Source organism: Streptomyces sp. NBC_01622 (genome assembly GCF_045209635.1).
Classification (GTDB): Bacteria; Actinomycetota; Actinomycetes; order Streptomycetales; family Streptomycetaceae; genus Streptomyces.
The window spans coordinates 875,556-895,803 of record NZ_CP109293.1 but is presented as its reverse complement, the minus strand read 5'-3'; the positions used below and the strand labels follow the sequence as shown (position 1 = coordinate 895,803).

Sequence of the window (20,248 nt, the reverse complement as noted above, 5' to 3'; positions counted from 1 at the left end):
GGGATTAATGGTGGGGCATGAAAGGTTGCTATATACACCTGACTGTCGAGACCACCCACCCACGCACCACCAGCGAGGCACCGTGAACCAGTCCAGCCCCGAGCAGCCCGCCGACGTCGTGGCCCGGCTGCGCGCCACCTTCCGCACCGGCCGCACCAAGCCCGTCGAGTGGCGCACCGCCCAGCTGCGCCGCCTCCGCGACCTGCTCACGGAGCACGGCGACGACCTTGCCGCCGCTCTCCACGCCGACCTCGGCAAGAGCGCCGCCGAGTCCCAGCGCACCGAGATCGGCTTCACGATCCGCGAGATCGACCACACCCTCGACCACCTCGAAGAGTGGCTGCGCCCCGAGTCGGCCCCCGTACCGGCCCACCTCGGCACGGACGCGACCGCCTGGACGCAGTACGACCCGCTCGGCGTCGTCCTGGTGATCGCCCCCTGGAACTACCCGGTGCAGCTGCTGCTGACCCCGGTCGTCGGCGCGCTGGCCTCGGGCAACGCGGTGGTCCTCAAGCCCAGCGAGCTGGCCCCGGCCACCTCCGCCGCCATCGCCCGGCTGCTGCCCGCCTACCTCGACACCGACGCGGTCGCCGTCGTCGAAGGCGCGATCCCCGAGACCACGGCCCTGCTCGCCGAGCACTTCGACCACATCTTCTATACCGGCAACGGCGCCGTCGGCCGCATCGTCCTGCGCGCCGCCGCCGAGCACCTGACCCCGGTCGCCCTCGAACTCGGCGGCAAATCACCGGCGTTCGTCGACCGCGACGCCGATCTCGCCGTCGTGGCCGACCGGTTGGCGCGCGGAAAGTTCCTCAACGCCGGCCAGACCTGCGTCGCCCCCGACTACGTCCTCACCGACCCGGACACCGCCGCCGCGCTCGAACCCCTGCTGGTGACCGCCGTCGAGAAGGTCTACGGCGCCGACCCGCAGACCTCCGGGGAGTACGGCCGTATCGTCAACGAACGCCACTTCGACCGGCTCTCCGGACTGCTCGACTCCGGCCGGGTCGTCGTCGGCGGACGCAGTGACCGGACGGACAAGTACATTGCGCCGACCGTGCTCGCCGACGTGGACCCGAAGGCCCCGGTCATGGCGGAGGAGATCTTCGGCCCGATCCTGCCGATCGTCACCGTCCCCGGCCTCGACGCGGCGATGGACTTCATCAACGACAGGGACAAGCCGCTCGCCCTGTACGTGTTCACCGGCTCCGACGACACCCGCGCCCGGATCGCCGCCGAGACCTCCTCCGGCGCCGTCGGCTACGGCCTCCCGCTCGCCCACCTCACCGTCTCCGACCTGCCCTTCGGTGGCGTCGGCGAGAGCGGCATGGGCAACTACCACGGCCGCTACTCGATCGAGACGTTCAGCCACCGCAAGGCGCTGCTGGAGAAGCCGCTGGCCTGACCCGCCACCCCCCTCCATGTATCACCGGTCGCTTATATAAGCGACCGGTGATATTTTGGTGCTCATGCACGCTTTCGATGTGCTCGGAGACCCCGTGCGCCGCCGCATCCTGGAGCTGCTCGCCGAGGGCGAGCAGCCCGCCGGCACGGTCGGTGATGTCGTGCGGCGGGAGTTCGGGATATCGCAGCCCGCGGTCTCGCAGCATCTGAAGGTGCTGCGGGAGAACGGCTTCGCGACGGTACGGCCGGACGGCACCCGCCGTCTGTACGCGGTGAACTCCGAGCCGCTGCGGGACATCGACGCCTGGCTCGACCGGTTCCGCCGCTACTGGACCCCGCATCTGGACGCCCTGGCAACCGAGTTGGCCCGGGGCAGGCGTGAGCGCCGGCTCCGCGGCGCCGCCGACGACAGCCCCGACGAGTCGAGGAGCACCCCATGATTGACGTGACCCACCAGATCAACTCCGTGAGCCGCCGCGTCGGCCGCCGCGACTTCCGGGCCGGCGAGGCCCGTGTGATCACGATCAGCCAGTCGTACGACTCACCGCCCGAGGACGTCTGGGACGCCTGCACCAACCCCGAGCGCATCCCGCGCTGGTTCCTGCCGGTGACCGGCGAACTGCGGCCGGGCGGCAAGTACCAGTTGCAGGGCAACGCGGGCGGCACGATCGAGCGCTGCGACCCGCCCAACAGCTTCTTCGCGACCTGGGAGTTCGGCGGCGAAGTCAGCTGGATCGAGCTGCGGTTGACACCCGAGGGCGACGGGACACGCTTCGAGTTGGAGCACATCGCCCATGTCGACGACACGAAGTGGGCCGAGTTCGGGCCCGGCGCGGTGGGCGTCGGCTGGGACTCGATCCTCCTGGGGCTCGACGGCAATCTGTCGGGCGCCGGTTCCGTTAAGCCCGAGGACGCCATGGCCTGGCTGGCGTCCGAGGAGGGCCGCCGCTTCGTCACGTTGAGCAGCGAGGCGTGGTACGCGGCCGACGTCGCGAGTGGTGAGGACGAGTCGGTGGCCCGCGCGTCCGCCGACCGGACCACGGCCGCCTATACGGGGACCGGGAGTTGAGAGTCGTAGCGGCCGAACCGCTGACCCGGGACCGATCACCGTTGTAGCGTGCGCGCTGGATGCCACGGGTGATCGGAGCCAGGGATGAGTGTCGGCGGCGGGACGGTGTTGGTGACCGGCGGCAGCGGATTCGTCGGCAGCCATCTGGTCCGGCAACTGCTGGAGCGCGGCTATCGGGTGCACACCACCGTGCGGTCCCTCGGCAACGAGGCGAAGGTCGCGCCGCTGCGGGCGATGCAGACCCAATTCCCGGGCGCCCTGGAGCTGTTCGAGGCCGATCTGCTGGCGGAGGGCTCCTTCGACGCGGCGATGGACGGCTGCCGCGTCGTGTTCCACGTGGCCTCGCCGTTCCTGATGCCGGAGAAGATCAAGGACGGTCGGAAGGACGTCGTCGAGCCGGCGCTCACCGGCACCCGGAACGTCCTCGTCGGCGTCGAACGGACCTCCGCCGTCGAGAAGTTGGTGTTCACCTCGACGGTCGGCGCGATCTTCGGGGACTACGCCGACGTACGGGAGATGAAGGACGAGATCCTCTCCGAGGACTACGTCAACACCACCAGCACGGTCGAGAACAACCCGTACCACTACGCCAAGACCGTCGCCGAACGCGCCGCCTGGGACGCGGCACACGCACAGGACCGCTGGCGCATGGTCTCCGTCAACCCCGGCCTGATCCTGGGGCCTTCACTCACCCCGGCCTCGGACTCCGGCAGCCTGTTCCTCCTCGACGAGCTGTTCAAGGGCTACTTCTTCTACGGGGCACCCGACTTCAGCTTCACCGTCGCCGACGTGCGGGACGTCGCGAGCGCGCACATCGCGGCGGCCGAACGTCCCGACGCGCACGGCCGCTACATCGTCGCCGCGACCCGGATGGCGTCCTTCCTCGACATGTCACGCGCCCTGCGGCAGCACTTCCCGCGCAACTACCGACTGCCCCGGCACGCCCTCCCGCACTGGCCGGTGCGCATCCTGGGCCCCGCGTTCGGGCTCACCCAGGACTACATCCGCAAGCACCTCGGGATCAGGTTCACGGTCGACAACCGGCGCGGAGTGGAGGAACTGGGCATCCAGTACCGGCCGTTGGAGGAGACTCTGGTCGATCACTACCTGGCGTGGCGGGAGTTGAGGAAAGCGCGCTGACCGTTCCCGGTCCTTCGCCGTTCATTCCGCGGACCGTTCACCCCTCTTGACTGGTTCAGACCAGAGGCGCTTGGGTGTGGCCCGATCACCTTTCCGGTGTCATGAGCCTGACCACACTCAACCGAAGGGCACCCATGCGAACCCCCCACGCCCTGCTGGCCATCACCGCAGCGCTGGCCGCGACGCTCGTCTCTCCACCGGCCGGCGCCGCCGACGCGGTCCCGGCACCCGGCACCTACTACGTCCAGAGCGCCACCACCGGGCTCAACGCGGCCGACAAGGGGGGAGCGGTGGAGCAGCACAACCCCAAGGGCAACGAGGACCACCAGCAGTGGAACCTCCGGACGAGCGGATCCTCGTACGTCCTGGAGAGCACCGACACGGCCGGCAGTTGCCTGGGCCGCTCGGGCGCCCAGGCGAAGACCGTCGCCTGCACGAGCGCCGACGCGGCCTGGCAGATCACCGCGACCGGCGGCGACCAGTACTCGCTCCAAGTGCCGGGCACGGCAAGCTACTTGACCGTGGCCGCCAAGCCCTCCGGCGCCAACTATCCGGCCCAGCTCGCCATCGGCTCCTCCGGCGGCCTCGCCTCCTGGTACCTGACCCCGATCACCTCACCCACCAGTCCGATCCCCGCCCAGGACCAACGCACCCTGGACCAGGTCACGTTCCTCACCGCGCACAACGCCTACGCCAACGGAGTCGACGGCGGCTTCGCCCCGCCCTTCGTGAACTTCTTCCCCAACCAGTCACGGGGCATCAACCAGCAACTCTCCGACGGCGTACGGGGGTTCATGCTGGACATCCACCAGACCTCCGACGGCGCGATCCTGTGCCACGACAGCTGCACCCTGGTCAGCAGCCCGGTCGCCCTGAACGTCGACCTCCAGCGCACGGTGGACTTCCTCAAGACGCACACCGACCAGTTCGTCACCGTCTTCCTGGAGGACTACGTCGACCCGACCGTCCTGCGCAGTGAACTCGCCCGCGTCAACGGCCTGTACGACGTGCTGTACCGCCCCGACCAGACCGGTGTGAAGCAGAACGGCTGGCCGAAGCTGGCCGACCTGATCGCCGCCAACCACCGACTGCTGATCTTCACCGACCACAGCCGCGCCTCCGACGAGTCCGCCGGGCTGACCCGGGACAGCTTCGGCGTGATGTACCAGCGCGAGTGGACCGTCGAGAACTACTGGTCCATGGGCTCCGGCGCGAGCTCCTCCGACTGGTCCTGCTACAGCCGCTGGTACGGCAGCGACCTCAACGTCCCGCTCACCCAGACCTATTCGGGGTTCCGTCCGCTGTTCGTCATGAACCACTTCCGTGACGCCACCATCGCGGGGACGGCGCAGACCGACAACACCAAGGTCCTCGACCGGGCCCAGCGGTTCTGCCAGCCGGCCGCCCGCAAGAAGCCCAACTTCCTTGCCGTGGACCGCTACGACCTCGGTAACCCCGCAGCGGCCGTCGACACCCTGAACACCTACACATATCCGTAAAGTGCGGGTGGCCGCGCCGTGCGTATGTGCGAAACTCCGCTGATGACCTCCGCGAAGATCACCGCCGCAGCCGCGGGCACCTGGAAACTCGGCGACCTGACCGTCAACCGCATCGGCTTCGGCGCGATGCGGCTGACGGGCAGCGCCGCCTTCAACCTCGGCACGCCGAGCGACCGCGACCAGTCGATCGCCGTGCTGCGCAAGGCAGTTGAGCTCGGTGTGAACCACATCGACACGGCCGCCTTCTACTTCTCGACGCTGCGGTCGGCCAACGAACTCATCAACACCGCGCTCGCCCCCTACCCCGACGACCTCGTGATCGCCACGAAGGTCGGGCCCTTCCGCACCTACTCGGGGGAGTGGGGCAGTGCCGCACGCCCCGACGACCTGCGCGGTCATGTCGAGGAGAACCTGCGCCAGCTCGGGCGCGACCAGCTCGACGTGGTCTATCTGCGCCGGATGGGGCAGGACTCGATCGCCGAGCACTTCGGCGCGCTCGCCGAGCTCCAGGAGGAGGGCCTGGTCCGGCACCTCGCGCTCTCCGACGTCGAGCCCCGGCACCTCGCCGAGGCGCAGGAGATCGCCCCGGTGGTGAGCGTGCAGAACCGGTTCGCGCTCGACTCGTACAAATCCGAGACCGACGACATGCTGCGGATCTGCGGCGAACAGGGCATCGCGTTCGTGCCGTTCTTCGCCATCGCGGGCGCCGGCGGGGCCAGGAGCGCGACCACCGCCCACGACGACGAGGTCCTGGCCGTCGCGGAGGCCCACGATGCCGGCCCCGCCCAGATCCGCCTGGCCTGGACCCTGGCCCAGGGCCCGCACGTCCTCGCCATCCCCGGCACGGGCAACCCCGACCACCTCGCCGAGAACGTGGCGGTAGGCGCGATCCGCCTGACCGACGACGAACTGGCCGGGCTCAACGGCCTGCACAGGAAGGCCGGTTGAGCCGGAGCGGGGCTGCTCAGGCCAGCCAGACGCCGTCCCGCATCAGATGGCGCTCGGGCAGCTCCCGCACCTCGTGCCACGCCTGGACGGCCAGCGGCCTCACCCGGAAGAAGGAGTAGGGCGCACGGTCCTGACGGGGATCCCAGCCGTACTTCGCGGGGAAGGCGTCGGCAGCGGCGGCCGGGACGTCCTCGGCGGTGAAGGCCGTGGTCTCGCCGTCGACGAGCACGACGTCCCGGGTGTCCGGGAAGGCCAGCCGGGTCCGCCGCCCGTCGCTCAGATTGCGGCCCGTGGGATTCGTGGGCCGGGTGCACAGCCAGACGGCCTCCCCGTCCCAGACGAACCACAGCGGCACCAGACAGGGCAGCCCGTCGGCGTCAGCCGAGGCCACCCAGATGTCCAACTCCCGCTCCAGCCGCGCCAGTACGTCACGCCTGCGTTCCTCGGGGCCGCGGGGCGGCACGGTGATCTTCATGCCCGGGACGCTACCGGCGGCGCCCGCGCGGCGCCTCGGGCCGGGGGCGTAGGACCTCGGACCGAGGCGCCGTGGCGTCGGCCCGGCGAGGCGTGCGGGAAAGGCGCCCTGGCGTCAGCCCAGTTGAGTGTGCAGGAAGGGCACCGTGCTCGCCCAGGCGCGGGCCGCGGAGTCGGCGTCGTAGACCGGGCGGCCGTCGTTGAAGAAGGCGTGGTTCGCCGGGTAGAGGCGCAGGTCCGCGGTGATGCCGGACTGCCGCTCGATGGTCTCGCGCAGGGCGTCGAGGCTCTTCGTGGGGATGCTCTCGTCCAACTCGCCGTAGTGGCCGAGGATTTGAGCCTTCAGCCCGGAGAAGTCGGGGAACTCGCCCTGGATCACGCCGTAGAACGGCACCGCCGCGCTGACCCGCGGGTCGGCCGCGGCCAGGTACAGGACGAAGCCGCCGCCCATGCAGAAGCCGACCGCGCCGACCGTGTCCGAGGTGACCTCGGGGAGCGACAGCAGGTGGCCGACCGCGCCGGAGAGCAGTTCGACACCGCGGGCGACCGGGAGCGCCCGCATCATCCGCAGGGCCTCGTCGCTCTCGTGCGCCACGTTCCCGCCGTACAGGTCGGGCGCGAACGCGACGAAGCCCTCCTGCGCGAGCCGGTCGGCCACATTGGCGATGTGGTCGGTCAGGCCCCACCACTCCTGGATGACGATCACACCCGGCCCGCTCCCGGACGGCGGCAGCGCGAGATATCCGTGGGCGGTGCCCCCGGCGCTGGGAAAGGTGACGTTCTGGCGGGCCGGGGCTCCGGTCGACTTCGGCAGCTCGGAGGACATGGCGCTCAACTCCTGTACGGCGGTGCTCGATGGGGGAGTGCCGGGGCGGCCTCGACACGATCACCAGCCTGTCACGCCCGGACCCGGAGCTCGCTCGGACCCCTTCCGCAAGGGGCACGCGGGAACGGGCACACGGGTGCAGTGACGATCCGGCACCTCGATGACTACAATTCTGTAGACGGTCTGCTGGACCGCAGACGAGGACGGGGTGAGGATCGTTCCCATGGCCGACGCGAAGGACGAACGCCGACCGGCGGGTGAGCTGGAGGCCACCGTCATGGCCGCCCTCTGGGCCGCCGGCGACCCGCAGACCCCCGGAGAGGTGCAGCTGAGCCTCGGCACGGGCCTGGCCCGCACCACGGTGACGACGATCCTGACCCGGCTGCACGACAAGGGCGTCGTCGACCGCAGGCGCCAGGGCCGCGGCTACGCCTACTTCCCGGTCCAGGACGCGCAGGGCCTCACCGCCCGCCGGATGCACACCGAACTCGACCGGGACGGCGACCGGGAGACCGTCCTCGCCCGCTTCGTCGCCCAGCTCAGCCCCGACGACGAACGCGTCCTGCGCGACCTCCTCGAGTCCGGTGAGCAGTAGTGGGGCGCCGTGAGGCGTGGAATGCTGGGTGCGATGAAATCCGGTGACCGATGATCGCCCTCCTGCTCCTCCCGCTCGTGCTGCCGTTCGCGCTGCGGCCACCGGCCCGGCGCGCCCTGGAGCGGCTCACGCCGGTCACCGCCCTGTGGCTCCTCACCGGCTCCGCGGTGACCGCGGCCGGCTGCACCCTCGCCGCACTCGGCGCGTTCGTCCTGACCGGTCTGCTCCGGCTCCCGCTGTTCGCGTCGCTCGGTGAACTGATCCACCCACTGCGCACCTCCTACGGCGGTCTCGTCCCGCCGATGGCCGTGCTGTCCGCCGGTGCCCTGGCCGTGTGCGCCTGGATGCTGACCCGGTGGGCGCTGCACCAGTCCCGTGCCTTCCGTGCCGCCCGTACGCAGGCCGGGCGCGGGCCTGCCGCCGGTGACCTCTGCGTGCTCGACTCCCCGCACCCGGACGCCTACGCCCTGCCCGGGCGACCGCACCGCATCGTCGTCACCACCGGGATGCTGCGCAGCCTCGACGCCGCCGAGCGCGAGGCGCTGTTCGCGCACGAGCGGGCCCACAACGCGGGCGGCCACCACTACTTCCTCGTCGCCGCCGAACTCGCCGCCCGCTGCCACCCCGCGCTCGGACCGGTCCGCGACGCGATCCGGCTCGCGGCCGAACGCGCGGCCGACGAGGCCGCCGCCACCGCCGTGGGTGACCGGCGCCTGATCGCCCGTGCCATCGCCCGCGCGGCCCTCGCCGGACAGTCGGCCCGCTCCCGCCGCCCGGACTTCGTCCCCGGCGCCACGACCGGCCCGGTCCCACAGCGTGTCAAGGCCCTCCTCGCGGCCCCGCGCGGCACGCGCCGCACAGCCGCCTGCGGACTCGCCGCCCTGCTGATCGCCTGCGCGGCGCTCTCCTTCGCCGCCTCGGCCACCGAGATGATCGACGTCCACCATCGGGTGGAGGTGGCCCAGGGCGAGGAGGCCGGCTGAGGGGCGGGTCCGGCGGGCGACTGGCGCCAGCGACGTTTTACGTATAACCTCACGCGTCAATATCCCACCGAACGGAACCGCACGGAGAGCCCCCCGATGAGCCGTATAGCTCTGGTCACCCTCGTCGTCGACGACTACGACGAGGCGATCCGCTTCTACACCGAAGCCCTGGGCTTCCGCCTCGTCGAGGACGCGCCCCGCCCCGACGGCTCCCGCTGGGTCGTCGTGGCGCCGCCCGGCGCGGACGGACCCGGTACCGGTCTGCTGCTCGCCCGTGCCAAGGGTGAGGACCAGCGCGGCCGGATCGGCGACCAGACCGGCGGGCGCGTCGGCTTCTTCCTGCACACCGACGACTTCGCCCGCGACCACGCCCGGATGCTCGCCGCGGGCGTGACCTTCCTGGAGGAGCCGCGCCACGAGCCGTACGGTTCGGTCGCCGTCTTCCAGGACCTGTACGGCAACCGCTGGGACCTCCTCCAGCCCGCCGCCTGAACCCCGTACCGCCCGACCCCGCTCACCGATCGACCGAGGAACGACCGCACATGTCATCTACGCGCATAGACGCCGACGCCCTCTACCGGCTCCCCAAGGCCGTGCTGCACGACCACCTCGACGGCGGCCTGCGCCCCGCCACCGTGGTGGAGCTCGCCGAGACGGCCGGGCACACCCTGCCCACCACGGACCCGGACGAGCTCGCCGCCTGGTACTTCGACGCCGCCAACTCCGGTGACCTGGTGCGCTACATCGCCACTTTCGAGCACACCCTCGCCGTGCTGCAGAACCGCGAAGGTCTGCTGCGCGTCGCCGAGGAGTACGTCCTCGACCTCGCCGCCGACGGTGTGGTCTACGGCGAGGTGCGCTACGCCCCGGAGTTGAACACCAACGGCGGGCTCACGCTCGGCGAGGTCGTCGAGACCGTGCAGGAGGGGCTCGCGGCCGGTATGGCCAAGGCCGCGGCAGGGGGGACGCCGGTCCAGGTGCGGACGCTGCTGTGCGGGATGCGGATGTTCGACCGGGTCGCCGAGGCGGCCGACCTCGCGGTGGCCTTCCGGGACGCCGGTGTCGTCGGCTTCGACATCGCCGGTGCCGAGGACGGCTTCCCGCCCGCCGACCACCTCGCCGCGTTCGAGCACCTGCGCCGCGAGAGCGTCCCGTTCACCATCCACGCCGGTGAGGCGCACGGCCTGCCCAGCATCCACCAGGCCCTCCAGGTCTGCGGCGCCCAGCGCATCGGCCACGGCGTCCGCATCACCGAGGACATCGTCGACGGCAAGCTCGGCCGACTCGCGGGCTGGGTCCGCGACCGCCGGATCGCCCTGGAGATGTGCCCGACCTCCAACCTCCAGACGGGCGCGGCCACTTCGATCGCCGAGCACCCCATCACCGCCCTGAAGGACCTGGGCTTCCGCGTCACCCTCAACACCGACAACCGGCTGGTGTCCGGTACGACGATGACGCGCGAGATGTCCCTCCTGGTGGAGGAGGCGGGCTGGACGGTCGAGGACCTGCGCACCGTCACGGTGAACGCCCTCAAGAGCGCGTTCATCCCGTACGACGAGCGCAAGGCCCTCATCGAGGACGTCGTCCTGCCGGGTTACGCCTCCGCGCTCTGAAGCAGCCCCCGCACGTACTGGGCCTGTCCGACGTGCTCCAGATCGTCGGACAGGACGCTGACCAGCCGTACGCCCAGACTGACCGGCGGGTCCCAGCGCTCGTCCACGATCCGCTCGTAGTCCTCCGGGGCCAGCCCGCGCAGATACTCCAGAGTCTGCTCGTGCACGGCGTCGTAGTACCCGGTCAGCTGCCCGGCCGACTCGACGCGCACCTTGCCGACCTGACTGGAGGTGTGGCCGTATCCGGTGTCCCGGGCCGGCAGATCGAGTCCGAAGCGCTTCTCCCAGCCCTGGGTGAGCCACACCTGGTCGAGGCCCGAGGCGTCGGCGACATGGTCGTCCTGCACGCGGGTGAGATGCCAGACCAGCCAGGCGATGGAGTTGGCGTCGGGGGCCACGCGCGCGTGCAGTTGGTCCGGTGTCAGGCCGTCGACGGCGGCGTGGACTTCTTCCTGGATACGGCCGTACGCGTCAATGAGGATGTCGTTGGCATGCATACGACCACCTTCGCGCATCGCCGTCCTTCACGCGGCCGGAGTCCCGGTTTCGAGGAGAGTCATGAGCGCCCTTGCCGCCGGACTGGTGGCCTGGGGAGGCGGCAGCAGGGCCACCGTCTCGTACACCTCCTCGCCCGTTCCCTTGAGGGGGAGGGCGGTGAGGGGCTCGCGCTTGTGACGGAAGTGCTGGGGGACCACCGCGATCCCGAGGTTCTCGTCGATCAGATCGAGGAGGCTGTGCACGTCGTTGACCTCCAGTGCGACGGTCCGCCGTACGCCCGCCGCGGCGAAGACGGCGTCGGTGGTGCGGCGCGAGGCCCAGTCGGGGTGGAAGTCGACGAACACCTCGCCACCGAGGTCGTCCGGAGTCACCGCCGCGCCGATCCGGGCGAGCCGGTGGCTGGGATGGCACAGCACGGTCATCGGCTCACTGGTCAGCGACACCGAGCGCAGCTGGTCGGTGTCCGCCTGGGTCCGGTAGGCGAAGGCCAGGTCGAGGCGCCCGGCCGCGACCTCCTCCGCGAGCGCCCCGGAGCCCGCCTGGCGCAGCCGGATCTCCACATCGGGATGCCGGCGCCGGAACGCGGCGAGCAGCCCCGCCACATGCACCCCGGCGATGCACTGCTCGGTGCCCAGGGAGAGGGTGCCGCGCAGCACGCCCTGCACCGCGGCCACCGCCTCGTGCGCCGACCGCACCTGCGCCAGAATGCGCTCCGCCTCGCCGAGCAGGGCCCGGCCGGCCTCCGTGAGCGTGACCCGGCGGGTGGTGCGCACGAACAGCGGGGTCTGCAACTCCCGTTCCAGGGCGCGGATCGACGCCGACAGACCGGACTGGGACACCATCAGCCGCTCCGCCGCCCGGGTGAAGTGGTGGTCCTCGGCGACGGCGATGAAATGCTGAAGATGACGCAGCTCCATGATTGAGAAGCGTAACCGCTGAATTCCATCGGATTCTTCTGTTGGACCACTGCCCGCAGGTCGGACAGAGTGGGCGACGGTTCCCTGGAACCGGTATCCCGTGTGCCAACCCCTCTGGAGTCGCGTTGTACACCGCACACCCCGACCGTTACGCGGACCTGCCCTACCGGCGCACCGGACGCAGCGGTCTGAAACTCCCCGCGATCTCGCTCGGCCTGTGGCACAACTTCGGGCCCGACCGCCCGGTCGACACCCAGCGCGCCATCCTGCGCCGCGCCTTCGACCTCGGGGTCACCCACTTCGACCTGGCGAACAACTACGGCCCGCCGCCCGGCGCCGCCGAGTCCGCCCTCGGCGAGGCGCTGAAGGCGGACTTCGGGCCGTACCGCGACGAGCTGGTGATCTCCACCAAGGCCGGCTATCTGATGTGGCCCGGCCCCTACGGCGAGTGGGGTTCGCGCAAGTACCTGCTGTCCTCGCTGGACCAGAGCCTGACGCGCATGGGCCTGGACTACGTCGACATCTTCTACTCGCACCGCCCCGACCCGGAGACTCCCCTGGAGGAGACGATGGGCGCCCTGCACTCGGCGGTCCAGCAGGGCAAGGCGCTCTACGTCGGCATCTCCAACTACTCGGCGGAGCAGACCCGGGAGGCCGCCCGCATCCTGGGCGAGCTGGGCACCCCGCTCCTCATCCACCAGCCGCGCTACTCGATGCTCGACCGGCGCCCCGAGGACGAGGGCCTGCTCGACGCCCTCGACGAGCTCCAGGTCGGCTCCATCGTCTTCTCCCCGCTGGAGCAGGGCCTCCTCAGCTCCCGTTACCTGGACGGCATCCCGGAGGGTTCCCGGGCGGCGAGCGACAGCCCGTTCCTGAACTCGGACGCCGTCACCGAGGACCTGGTGGGACAGCTCCGCGCCCTCGACGACATCGCCAAGGGGCGCGGTCAGACCCTCGCGCAGCTCGCCCTGGCCTGGGTGCTGCGCGGCGGCCGGGTGACCTCCGCGCTGGTCGGTGCGAGCAGCCCGCAGCAGATCGAGGACAGCGTCGCGGCCACCCGCAACCTGGACTTCGACGCCGAGGAGCTGGCCCGCATCGACGCGATCGTCAGGCCGTAACGGCTAGGCCGTAAGCCGCTCGCTGACCTCCCAGAGACGGGCCGCCGCCTCCGGGTCCACGGCGCGGGGGAGCACCCCCGGGATCGTGTCCCCGGTGGCCCAGGCGGCCTCGTTCTCGGGGGCCACCAACGGGGTGATGTCGGCGTTCTCGCAGTAGACCCCGCCGAGACCGTCGAGCCGCGGGCTGGTCGCGCACCACACCGTGGTGGCCGCGCCCTGCTGCACCGTCTTCATCTGGCGCTCCGGGTCGCGGATCGGCTCGCCCGCGCTGTCGAGCGCGCCCGCGGCCTGGAGCATCGCCGGGTCGATGTGCTTGACCAGCCCGGTGTCGATGATCAGGCCCGGGTGCACGGCGAAGGCGCGGATGCCGTGCTCCTTGCCGCGCCGGTCCACCTCGACGGCGAAGAGGGCGTTGGCCGTCTTCGACTGGCCGTAGGCGAGGAACGGCTCGTAGGTCCGGTACTCGAAGTTCAGGTCGTCGAAGTCGACGCCCGCGAAGCGGATGCCCCGCGAGGAGAGGACGACGACCCGCGCGCCCTTCGCCGCGACCAGCGCCGGCCACAGCCCGGTGGTGAGCTGGAAGTGCCCCAGGTGGTTGATGGCGAACTGGGCCTCGTAGCCGCGCGCGTCCCGCGCCGGCGGGGTCGCCATGATCCCGGCGTTGTTGACCAGGAGGTGCAGCGGGCGCCCGGAGGCGAGGAACTTCTCCGCGAAGGTGTCGATGGACGCCGGGTCCAGCAGGTCCAGGTACTCGACCTCGGCTCCGGGCACAGCCTTCAGCGCCGTCCGGGCCCGCTCCACGTCCCTCGCCGGTACGACGATCTCGGCGCCCGCGGCGCGCAGCACCCGGGCCGTCTCCAGGCCGATCCCGGAGTAGCCGCCCGTGACGATCGCGACCTTGCCGGTGAGGTCGATGCCCTTGATCACCTCCTCGGCGGTGGACGCGGCGCCGAAGCCGGAGTTCAGGGGCTGCTGTGCGGTGGTGGTCATCTCTGCTCTCTCCTCGTCAGCTTGAGCTGGTGAGACCACCGTAGGGCGACCGATCCGTACGATGAATACTTGAGAATCCGCATTACTTGCGTGATAGTTCGAGCATGACCGTGGATCCGCTGTCCGACGCCCTCGCCGTCGCCGATGCCCGCAGTGTGTTCTCCGGCGGGTTCACGGCCGGCGGCGACTGGGCCATCCAGCTGCGCGGACGCGACCGGCTGAAGGTGAACGCCGTGCTTCAGGGCGGCTGCCTGCTGGTCCGGGACGACGGCGGCGAACCCCTGCGGCTCGCCGAGGGGGACGTCGTGATCTCCGACGGCGGACAGCCGTACACGCTGTGCAGCCGGCCCGGTGTCGAGCCGACCGACTCCGACGACGTGGTCATGGACCCGGAGACGCGGATGGGCCGCCTCGGGCAGGGTGAGGCGGTGGATGTCGCCTGCGTGTCCGGGCACATCGACCTCAGCCGCGACCGTGGCGACCTGCTGCGCCGGGCGCTGCCGGAGCTGGTCCACGTCCGGGCCGACTCGCCCGAGGCCGGTGTGCTGCGGTGGCTCATCGGGCAGTTGGCGGCCGAGATGCGGACCCGCAGGGCCGGCGTCGAGTTCGTCTCGGCGCAGCTCGCCCAGCTGATGTTCGTGCAGGTGCTGCGGGTCTGTCTGGCCGAGTCGGACGGGCTGCCGCCCGGCTGGCTGCGCGCCCTCGCCGACGAACGGCTCGCCCCCGCCCTGCGCCTGATGCACGGCGACCCGGCCCACCCCTGGCAGTTGGAGGAGCTGGCCCGGGCGGCGGCGATGTCCCGCACCACGTTCGCCGTACGGTTCAAGGAGGCGGCCGGAGTGCCGCCCCTGACGTATCTGCTGAACTGGCGCATGAACCTGGCCGCCCAGGCCCTCCGCCAGGACGCCGCTCCGGTCGGCGCGCTCGCCCGGTCCGTCGGCTACACCTCCGAGAGCGCCTTCAGCAACGCCTTCAAACGCGCGGTCGGGGTGGCACCGAGGCGGTACCGCGAGGAGGCCCTCGCCAGGAGCTAGCCGCTCTTCGGGCCGTACGGTCACCCGGTCGCCCCGGTGGGCACCCGGTCGAGGAAACCGAGCACGGAGCGGATACGGCCGTCCGTGTCCAGCGTGATCACGTCGAAACCGGCGACGGGGGCCGAGCCGTCGGCCCCGTTCACCAACTCCCAGGAGAACCGGGCGGTGTCGTGGTGCCCGTCGACGGTCCCGAGCGGGCGGAAGACAGATCCCGGGAACTGTGCGTGCGCCCCGGCGATCAGTCCGGCGATCTCCGTGTGGCCGGTGACTGCCGCCAATGGGTCGGTATAGGTACCCTCGACGGACCAGGCGGCGGCCACCGCCTTCGCCAGTGTCTCCGGCTCGCCCGCGTTCCAGGCCTCGAAGTAGCGGGCGACGGCATTCTCGTATCGGTCGGTGTTCTCGGACATGGTGAATCAGCCTCCGTCGAGGTCGTTCGTACTGGTCAGGGCCCGGATCTCGATGCGTGGCGACCCGGTGGCTCCACCATGCCGGGGCCCGCGCGGAGCGTCGATTACCCCGCGGGTAATGACGGCCGGAGATCAGCACAAAAGGGGCCCCGAAGCTTTTCGGCCAGAAGAGGCTGTGAATATGCCAAGAGACTGGCTAAAAAGTCGTGGTGACAGTGTTTCAGGAGTGAACATACTCGTCTGCTAGGGCACCACTTCACGATGCGAATCCGCCATCGTGCGCACCACCTGAGCCACCCGAGCCGCCAGCCAGAGCCGCATGGAAAGCGAGGCCCGACCGGCATTCGAGACACGCGACGGGGGAGTGATCGTGCACGACGAATTCCTGTGCCATGTCACCGCGTACGGTACCTGCGGCGGACAGCGCGTCGGTGTGCCCCTGGGCACCTACCGCGCTCCCACATTGGCACTGGCCCTGTGGTGGTTACGGGACCGCGCGGTGTGGATGGCCGACCGGCTCGACCCGCAGCCGGACAACCCGCGCTTCCCCCGGGGTGCGTTGGTACCGGTCGCCGACACGGCGCCCGACGTGCCCAAGGCGTTACGCACATGGTCCCGTGATGTGGGCCAACAGGAGCAGGTCGCCTACGAGTTGGCGGCCGGCCGACTGGTGCAGATCGCCATCAGCGACGAGACCACCGAGTACGAGCTGCTCGCCGAATCGGTGGACGCCCTCCGTATGCAGCGGACCGTCCCCGCGCTCGTCGTCCCGGTCGCCTGACACGTGTCGCCCGTCGCCCACCCCTGACCGCTGGCCGGGCGCACAGGTGGACGAATCGGTAGAATTCAGGTCATGTCAGAGCGGCCGATGGCGCCGACCGCGCCCGAACTCCTCCTGGAGACGGAGTCGGGCTTCACGGTCATGACCCCCAGCCGCGACTACCACGTGGGCCGCGACCCGCTGAGCGACATCGTCATCGACGACGCCCGGGTCTCCTGGCACCACGCGGTACTGCGGCCCGACGCCGACCACTGGACGCTGGAGGACGAACAGAGCACGAACGGCACCTACGCCGACGGCCGCCGCGTCCACCAGTGGGGCGTCGGCCCCGGCAGCGTGATCCGCTTCGGCAGCGCGGCCGACGGCCCGTGCGTCACCCTGGCCGACCGCCCGGCCCCGGCCCCGGAACGCCCCTCGGCCGTGTCCATGCCCGCTTTCACCGGCACCTTCCGGCAGCCGACCACCGTACGGCCGCTGCCGGCCCGCACGGTCCGCATCGGCCGGGCCGCCGACAACGACCTCGTCGTCGACGACCTGATCGTCTCCCGCCGCCACGCCGAACTCCGGGCCATGCCGGACGGGACGTACGAGATCGTCGACCTCGGCAGCCACAACGGCACCTACCTCAACGGCCAGCCCGTCACCCTCGCCCCCATCGGCCCGGGCGACATCGTCGGCATCGGGCACTCCGCGTTCTGTCTCGTAGGCGACCAGCTGCAGGAGTACGTCGACACCGGCGAGGTCTCCCTCGACGTCCAGGACCTCACGGTCGCCGTCGACCACGGCCGCAAGGTCCTGCTCGACCAGGTGTCGTTCCCGGTCGGCGAGAAATGCCTGCTCGCCGTCGTCGGCCCCAGCGGCGCCGGCAAGTCCACCCTCCTGAACGCACTCACCGGCCAGCGCCCCGCAGACCGCGGGACCGTCCTGTACGACGGCCGCGACCTCTACCGCGACTACGCCGAACTGCGCCAGCGCATCGGTCTGGTCCCGCAGGACGACATCCTGCACGCCCAGCTGACCGTGCACAGCGCCCTGTCCTACGCGGCCGAACTGCGCTTCCCCCAGGACACGGCGAAGGCCGAGCGACAGGCCCGGGTCGAGGAGGTCGTACGCGAACTGGGCCTCCAGCAGCGGGCCGAGCAGCCCGTGCACAGCCTCTCCGGCGGCCAGCGCAAGCGGGTCAGCGTGGCACTGGAACTGCTGACCAAGCCGTCGCTGCTCTTCCTCGACGAACCGACCTCCGGCCTCGACCCCGGCATGGACCGCTCGGTGATGCACATGCTGCGCGGCCTCGCCGACGACGGCCGCACCGTCATCGTCGTCACCCACAGCGTCCTCAGCCTCGACGTGTGCGACCGGCTCCTGGTGCTCGCTCCCGGCGGAAAGGTCGCCTACTACGGGCCACCCGACGACGCCCTCGCGTTCTTCGGCTTCGAGCACTGGCCGGAGGCCTTCGAGTCCTTCGAGCGCGACCAGGACCGGGACTGGGCAGGGGAGTTCAGGGAATCCCCCTTCCAACGCCAGTACATCCGCAACTCCACCGCGCAGCCCCATCTGCTCGGCTCCGGTCCGCTCGCCGTGGCGCCGCCGCCCAGGCCCCGCAGCCGTAGCGCGCAACTCGGCACGCTGGTACGGCGTTACGCCGCCGCCCTCGCCGCCGACCGGACCTTCCTCGTCATCATGATCGCGCTGCCGTTCGTGATGGGCGCGATGGCCCGCGCGCTCGCCGGGAGCACACTGACGCGCGAGACGGCGATGAACGCGCTGCTCATCCTCTGCGTCGGCGGTGTGCTGACCGGCGCGGCCAACGCCGTGCGCGAACTCGTCAAGGAACGCGCGATCTACCGGCGCGAGAGAGCCGTCGGCCTGTCCAGATCGGCGTACCTGCTCTCCAAGGTCGTCGTGCTGGGCGCGATCACCGTGGCACAGGCCGTGGTGCTCACCCTCGTCGGCCTGTTCGGCGTCGACCTCAACGCGCCCCGTGGAAAAGGGGTGTTGATGCCACCCCTGATCGAAATCACCGTTGCCGTGGCCCTGTTGGCGTTCACGGCGATGATGCTCGGCCTGCTGGTCTCCGCAATGGTGCGCAAGGAGGAGGTGACGATGCCGCTGCTCGTGCTGCTCGCCATCGTCCAAGTCGTGTTCTGCGGTGCCCTGTTGAAACTGAACGGCGTACCCGGCCTGGAACAGCTCTCCTGGCTCGTGCCCTCGCGGTGGGCGCTCGGCGGCATGGCCGGCACCATCGGGCTGGCCCGGATCGTGCCGGGTGAGCTGACCGGCGATCCGATGTTCCGGCACTCGGCCGGGGTGTGGCTGGTCAACATGGGCATGCTGCTCGTGCTGTCGCTGCTCTTCGGCTTCCTGGTGTCCCGGCTGCTGCGCCGGCACGAACCCGCCGTGATGCGGAAATAGGGCGCCCCCATGACGACCACCACGACCACCCCCGGCTTCCGGCCCACGCATGTCGTCCCCGAACACGGGATGCCGGCCTGGGAGGCCCCGGACCCTGCCCGCCCCACCGTGCCGCTCGACGCGCTGCTCCCCGTGCAGCTCCTCGAACGGCGCGGCGACTGGGCCCACACCCTGTGCTCCAACGGCTGGTCCGCCTGGGTCGACGGCCGTCACCTCATCTCCGTCTCCCAGGACCCGCCCGCCGCCGGCGCCCCCCAGGCACGTACCGCCGACCCACGCCCGCTGCTGGCCCGCGCCGAACAGACCCTCGCCCGGTACCGCAGCGCCGTGGAGGAGCTCGCGGGCGGCGGCCTCGACGGCGCGTCCTTCGAGGCCCGCACCAAGGGCCTGCGGATCGGGGTGGTCGTCGACGGCGCCTCCGTCTGGCTCTACGACGCCGACCACGAGCGCTGGGTCTACGGCGACGGCACCCGGCTCAGCACCTACGCCACCGACGACGGACCCCGCGCCGAACCGGCCGACCCCGGCCACGCCCCGACACAGGTCGTGAGCCCCGATGGCCCGTGACGCGAGCCTCTTCTCCGGGCGACCCTCCGAGCTGATCGGCCGGCAGATCGCCGGTTACCGCATCGAGGACGAGATCGGCCGCGGTGGCATGGCGGTCGTCTACCGCGCCCACGACCTCCGCCTGGACCGCACGGTCGCCCTCAAACTGCTCGCCCCGGAACTCGCCCGCAACGACACCTTCCGCAAACGCTTCACCCACGAGTCCCGGGTCGCCGCCGCGATCGACCACCCGCACATCGTGCCGGTCTTCGAGGCGGGCGAGACGGACGGCGTCCTCTACATCGCCATGCGCTACGTCTCCGGCAGCGATCTGCGCCATCTCCTGGACCGGGCAGGCCCGTTGGGGCTTTCGGCGGCCACCCGCATCGTCGGTCAGGTGGCGTCCGCACTGGACGCCGCCCACGAACACGGACTGGTCCACCGGGATGTGAAGCCCGGCAACATCCTTGTGGCGCGCGGCACCGACGACGACCATCCCGAGCACGTGTACCTGACCGACTTCGGCCTGACGAAGAAGTCGTTGTCGCTGACCGGGTTCACGACGGTCGGGCAGTTCGTCGGCACGCTCGACTACGTGGCTCCGGAGCAGATCTCCGGTCGACCTGTCGACGGGCGCTGTGACGTGTACGGGCTTGCCTGCGTCGCCTACGAGACCCTCGCGGGACGTCCGCCGTTCCGGCGGGACGACGACATGGCGCTGCTGTGGGCTCATCAGTACGACATGCCGCCCCCGCTGACCGAGGCCAGGCCCGATCTGCCGGGCCACGTCGACGCCGTCTTCGTGAAGGCGTTGGCCAAGAGTCCGGACGATCGGTACGAGTCGTGTCTGGCGTTCGTGACGGAGTTGCGGGGCGGGGTGTCCGGGCATGCGGCGACCGAGGTGGATGTGGGGGTGGCCGCGCCGCCTGCGTGGGCTGCGCCGGTGTTCAGGGGGCGTGACTGACTTATGTCGTCTGCGGGTTCGTTGTGG

The 20,248-nt window shown here is 70.8% G+C and carries 22 protein-coding genes; 16 read left to right on the top strand and 6 right to left on the bottom strand.

All coding sequences use genetic code 11. The features are described from left to right. Window positions 1-7 precede the first annotated feature (7 nt). From OH768_RS04105 to OH768_RS04080, 6 genes are all read left to right on the top strand, one after another. Window positions 8-1,405 carry an aldehyde dehydrogenase family protein gene (locus OH768_RS04105; RefSeq protein WP_406450101.1) on the top strand — a complete coding sequence of 466 codons (1,398 nt, stop codon included), beginning with the start codon at window positions 8-10 and terminating at the stop codon, window positions 1,403-1,405. A 64-nt stretch (window positions 1,406-1,469) separates the two neighbouring features. Then, complete coding sequence (locus OH768_RS04100) at window positions 1,470-1,844, top strand: ArsR/SmtB family transcription factor (RefSeq protein WP_406450099.1); 375 nt, start codon at window positions 1,470-1,472, stop codon at window positions 1,842-1,844. Next, window positions 1,841-2,473 carry an SRPBCC family protein gene (locus OH768_RS04095; RefSeq protein WP_406450097.1) on the top strand — a complete coding sequence of 211 codons (633 nt, stop codon included), beginning with the start codon at window positions 1,841-1,843 and terminating at the stop codon, window positions 2,471-2,473. Before OH768_RS04100 ends, OH768_RS04095 begins: the two co-directional genes overlap by 4 nt. Window positions 2,474-2,557: 84 nt before the next feature. Continuing rightward, complete coding sequence (locus OH768_RS04090; protein WP_406450095.1) at window positions 2,558-3,613, top strand: NAD-dependent epimerase/dehydratase family protein; 1,056 nt, start codon at window positions 2,558-2,560, stop codon at window positions 3,611-3,613. Between the two features lie 134 nt (window positions 3,614-3,747). Beyond that, entirely contained in the window at window positions 3,748-5,112 is a 1,365-nt protein-coding gene (locus OH768_RS04085) for an RICIN domain-containing protein (RefSeq protein ID WP_406450093.1), read from the top strand. A 42-nt stretch (window positions 5,113-5,154) separates the two neighbouring features. Continuing rightward, window positions 5,155-6,060, top strand: coding sequence for an aldo/keto reductase (locus tag OH768_RS04080; RefSeq protein ID WP_359612322.1), 906 nt, complete (start codon window positions 5,155-5,157; stop codon window positions 6,058-6,060). Window positions 6,061-6,076: 16 nt separating this feature from the next. On the opposite strand, the gene OH768_RS04075 is transcribed toward OH768_RS04080, so the two are convergent. Next, the gene (locus OH768_RS04075; RefSeq protein ID WP_406450090.1) at window positions 6,077-6,535 is read right to left on the bottom strand and encodes a pyridoxamine 5'-phosphate oxidase family protein; all 459 of its coding nucleotides are present in this window, start codon (window positions 6,533-6,535) and stop codon (window positions 6,077-6,079) included. Between the two features lie 114 nt (window positions 6,536-6,649). Next, on the bottom strand, window positions 6,650-7,360 hold the full coding sequence (locus tag OH768_RS04070; RefSeq protein WP_406450088.1) for a dienelactone hydrolase family protein: 711 nt from the start codon (window positions 7,358-7,360) through the stop codon (window positions 6,650-6,652). 223 nt (window positions 7,361-7,583) lie between these two features. Here OH768_RS04070 and OH768_RS04065 point away from each other — a divergent pair, with 223 nt between their 5' ends. From OH768_RS04065 to OH768_RS04050, 4 genes are all read left to right on the top strand, one after another. Continuing rightward, window positions 7,584-7,955: a BlaI/MecI/CopY family transcriptional regulator gene (locus OH768_RS04065; protein ID WP_093630913.1), complete on the top strand. Its 372-nt coding sequence runs from the start codon at window positions 7,584-7,586 to the stop codon at window positions 7,953-7,955. Window positions 7,956-8,005: 50 nt separating this feature from the next. Then, complete coding sequence (locus tag OH768_RS04060) at window positions 8,006-8,938, top strand: M48 family metalloprotease (RefSeq protein ID WP_406450086.1); 933 nt, start codon at window positions 8,006-8,008, stop codon at window positions 8,936-8,938. Window positions 8,939-9,034: 96 nt separating this feature from the next. Further along, window positions 9,035-9,430 carry a VOC family protein gene (locus tag OH768_RS04055; protein ID WP_406450084.1) on the top strand — a complete coding sequence of 132 codons (396 nt, stop codon included), beginning with the start codon at window positions 9,035-9,037 and terminating at the stop codon, window positions 9,428-9,430. Between the two features lie 50 nt (window positions 9,431-9,480). Next, the gene (locus tag OH768_RS04050; RefSeq protein WP_406450082.1) at window positions 9,481-10,551 is read left to right on the top strand and encodes an adenosine deaminase; all 1,071 of its coding nucleotides are present in this window, start codon (window positions 9,481-9,483) and stop codon (window positions 10,549-10,551) included. On the opposite strand, the gene OH768_RS04045 is transcribed toward OH768_RS04050, so the two are convergent. Beyond that, window positions 10,533-11,048, bottom strand: coding sequence for a DUF664 domain-containing protein (locus tag OH768_RS04045; protein WP_406450080.1), 516 nt, complete (start codon window positions 11,046-11,048; stop codon window positions 10,533-10,535). The two genes, OH768_RS04050 and OH768_RS04045, sit on opposite strands and share 19 nt — an antisense overlap. 27 nt (window positions 11,049-11,075) lie before the next feature. Next, window positions 11,076-11,966 (bottom strand): LysR substrate-binding domain-containing protein, encoded by an 891-nt coding sequence (locus OH768_RS04040; RefSeq protein ID WP_401952915.1) that lies wholly within the window; start codon window positions 11,964-11,966, stop codon window positions 11,076-11,078. Window positions 11,967-12,091: 125 nt separating this feature from the next. Here OH768_RS04040 and mgrA point away from each other — a divergent pair, with 125 nt between their 5' ends. Then, entirely contained in the window at window positions 12,092-13,084 is a 993-nt protein-coding gene (gene mgrA, locus OH768_RS04035; protein ID WP_406450077.1) for an L-glyceraldehyde 3-phosphate reductase, read from the top strand. Window positions 13,085-13,087: 3 nt separating this feature from the next. Here mgrA and OH768_RS04030 read toward each other — a convergent pair whose 3' ends face one another. Continuing rightward, window positions 13,088-14,074 carry an oxidoreductase gene (locus tag OH768_RS04030; RefSeq protein ID WP_406450075.1) on the bottom strand — a complete coding sequence of 329 codons (987 nt, stop codon included), beginning with the start codon at window positions 14,072-14,074 and terminating at the stop codon, window positions 13,088-13,090. 104 nt (window positions 14,075-14,178) lie between these two features. Between OH768_RS04030 and OH768_RS04025 the strand changes: the two genes are divergently transcribed. Further along, a complete protein-coding gene (locus tag OH768_RS04025) occupies window positions 14,179-15,108 on the top strand; it encodes an AraC family transcriptional regulator (RefSeq protein ID WP_406450073.1) in 930 nt (309 codons plus the stop codon). A gap of 20 nt (window positions 15,109-15,128) precedes the next feature. On the opposite strand, the gene OH768_RS04020 is transcribed toward OH768_RS04025, so the two are convergent. After that, on the bottom strand, window positions 15,129-15,518 hold the full coding sequence (locus OH768_RS04020; protein WP_406450071.1) for a nuclear transport factor 2 family protein: 390 nt from the start codon (window positions 15,516-15,518) through the stop codon (window positions 15,129-15,131). A gap of 370 nt (window positions 15,519-15,888) precedes the next feature. On the opposite strand from OH768_RS04020, the gene OH768_RS04015 reads away from it, so the two are divergent. From OH768_RS04015 to OH768_RS04000, 4 genes are all read left to right on the top strand, one after another. Further along, entirely contained in the window at window positions 15,889-16,299 is a 411-nt protein-coding gene (locus OH768_RS04015; RefSeq protein ID WP_406450069.1) for a hypothetical protein, read from the top strand. 72 nt (window positions 16,300-16,371) lie between these two features. Further along, entirely contained in the window at window positions 16,372-18,711 is a 2,340-nt protein-coding gene (locus OH768_RS04010) for an FHA domain-containing protein (protein WP_406450067.1), read from the top strand. Between the two features lie 9 nt (window positions 18,712-18,720). Beyond that, on the top strand, window positions 18,721-19,278 hold the full coding sequence (locus OH768_RS04005) for a hypothetical protein (protein ID WP_406450065.1): 558 nt from the start codon (window positions 18,721-18,723) through the stop codon (window positions 19,276-19,278). Then, the gene (locus tag OH768_RS04000) at window positions 19,268-20,221 is read left to right on the top strand and encodes a serine/threonine-protein kinase (protein WP_406450063.1); all 954 of its coding nucleotides are present in this window, start codon (window positions 19,268-19,270) and stop codon (window positions 20,219-20,221) included. The genes OH768_RS04005 and OH768_RS04000 overlap by 11 nt, the downstream gene beginning before the upstream one ends. The last annotated feature ends 27 nt before the right edge of the window (window positions 20,222-20,248 follow it).

Bases quoted from the DNA above. Each gene is read 5' to 3' on its own strand.
- OH768_RS04105 (WP_406450101.1), top strand. From the start codon at position 8: ATGGTGGGGCATGAAAGGTTGCTATATACACCTGACTGTCGAGACCAC.
- OH768_RS04100 (WP_406450099.1), top strand. From the start codon at position 1,470: ATGCACGCTTTCGATGTGCTCGGAGACCCCGTGCGCCGCCGCATCCTG.
- OH768_RS04095 (WP_406450097.1), top strand. From the start codon at position 1,841: ATGATTGACGTGACCCACCAGATCAACTCCGTGAGCCGCCGCGTCGGC.
- OH768_RS04090 (WP_406450095.1), top strand. From the start codon at position 2,558: ATGAGTGTCGGCGGCGGGACGGTGTTGGTGACCGGCGGCAGCGGATTC.
- OH768_RS04085 (WP_406450093.1), top strand. From the start codon at position 3,748: ATGCGAACCCCCCACGCCCTGCTGGCCATCACCGCAGCGCTGGCCGCG.
- OH768_RS04080 (WP_359612322.1), top strand. From the start codon at position 5,155: ATGACCTCCGCGAAGATCACCGCCGCAGCCGCGGGCACCTGGAAACTC.
- OH768_RS04075 (WP_406450090.1), bottom strand. From the start codon at position 6,535: ATGAAGATCACCGTGCCGCCCCGCGGCCCCGAGGAACGCAGGCGTGAC.
- OH768_RS04070 (WP_406450088.1), bottom strand. From the start codon at position 7,360: ATGTCCTCCGAGCTGCCGAAGTCGACCGGAGCCCCGGCCCGCCAGAAC.
- OH768_RS04065 (WP_093630913.1), top strand. From the start codon at position 7,584: ATGGCCGACGCGAAGGACGAACGCCGACCGGCGGGTGAGCTGGAGGCC.
- OH768_RS04060 (WP_406450086.1), top strand. From the start codon at position 8,006: ATGATCGCCCTCCTGCTCCTCCCGCTCGTGCTGCCGTTCGCGCTGCGG.
- OH768_RS04055 (WP_406450084.1), top strand. From the start codon at position 9,035: ATGAGCCGTATAGCTCTGGTCACCCTCGTCGTCGACGACTACGACGAG.
- OH768_RS04050 (WP_406450082.1), top strand. From the start codon at position 9,481: ATGTCATCTACGCGCATAGACGCCGACGCCCTCTACCGGCTCCCCAAG.
- OH768_RS04045 (WP_406450080.1), bottom strand. From the start codon at position 11,048: ATGCATGCCAACGACATCCTCATTGACGCGTACGGCCGTATCCAGGAA.
- OH768_RS04040 (WP_401952915.1), bottom strand. From the start codon at position 11,966: ATGGAGCTGCGTCATCTTCAGCATTTCATCGCCGTCGCCGAGGACCAC.
- OH768_RS04030 (WP_406450075.1), bottom strand. From the start codon at position 14,074: ATGACCACCACCGCACAGCAGCCCCTGAACTCCGGCTTCGGCGCCGCG.
- OH768_RS04025 (WP_406450073.1), top strand. From the start codon at position 14,179: ATGACCGTGGATCCGCTGTCCGACGCCCTCGCCGTCGCCGATGCCCGC.
- OH768_RS04020 (WP_406450071.1), bottom strand. From the start codon at position 15,518: ATGTCCGAGAACACCGACCGATACGAGAATGCCGTCGCCCGCTACTTC.
- OH768_RS04010 (WP_406450067.1), top strand. From the start codon at position 16,372: ATGTCAGAGCGGCCGATGGCGCCGACCGCGCCCGAACTCCTCCTGGAG.
- OH768_RS04005 (WP_406450065.1), top strand. From the start codon at position 18,721: ATGACGACCACCACGACCACCCCCGGCTTCCGGCCCACGCATGTCGTC.
- OH768_RS04000 (WP_406450063.1), top strand. From the start codon at position 19,268: ATGGCCCGTGACGCGAGCCTCTTCTCCGGGCGACCCTCCGAGCTGATC.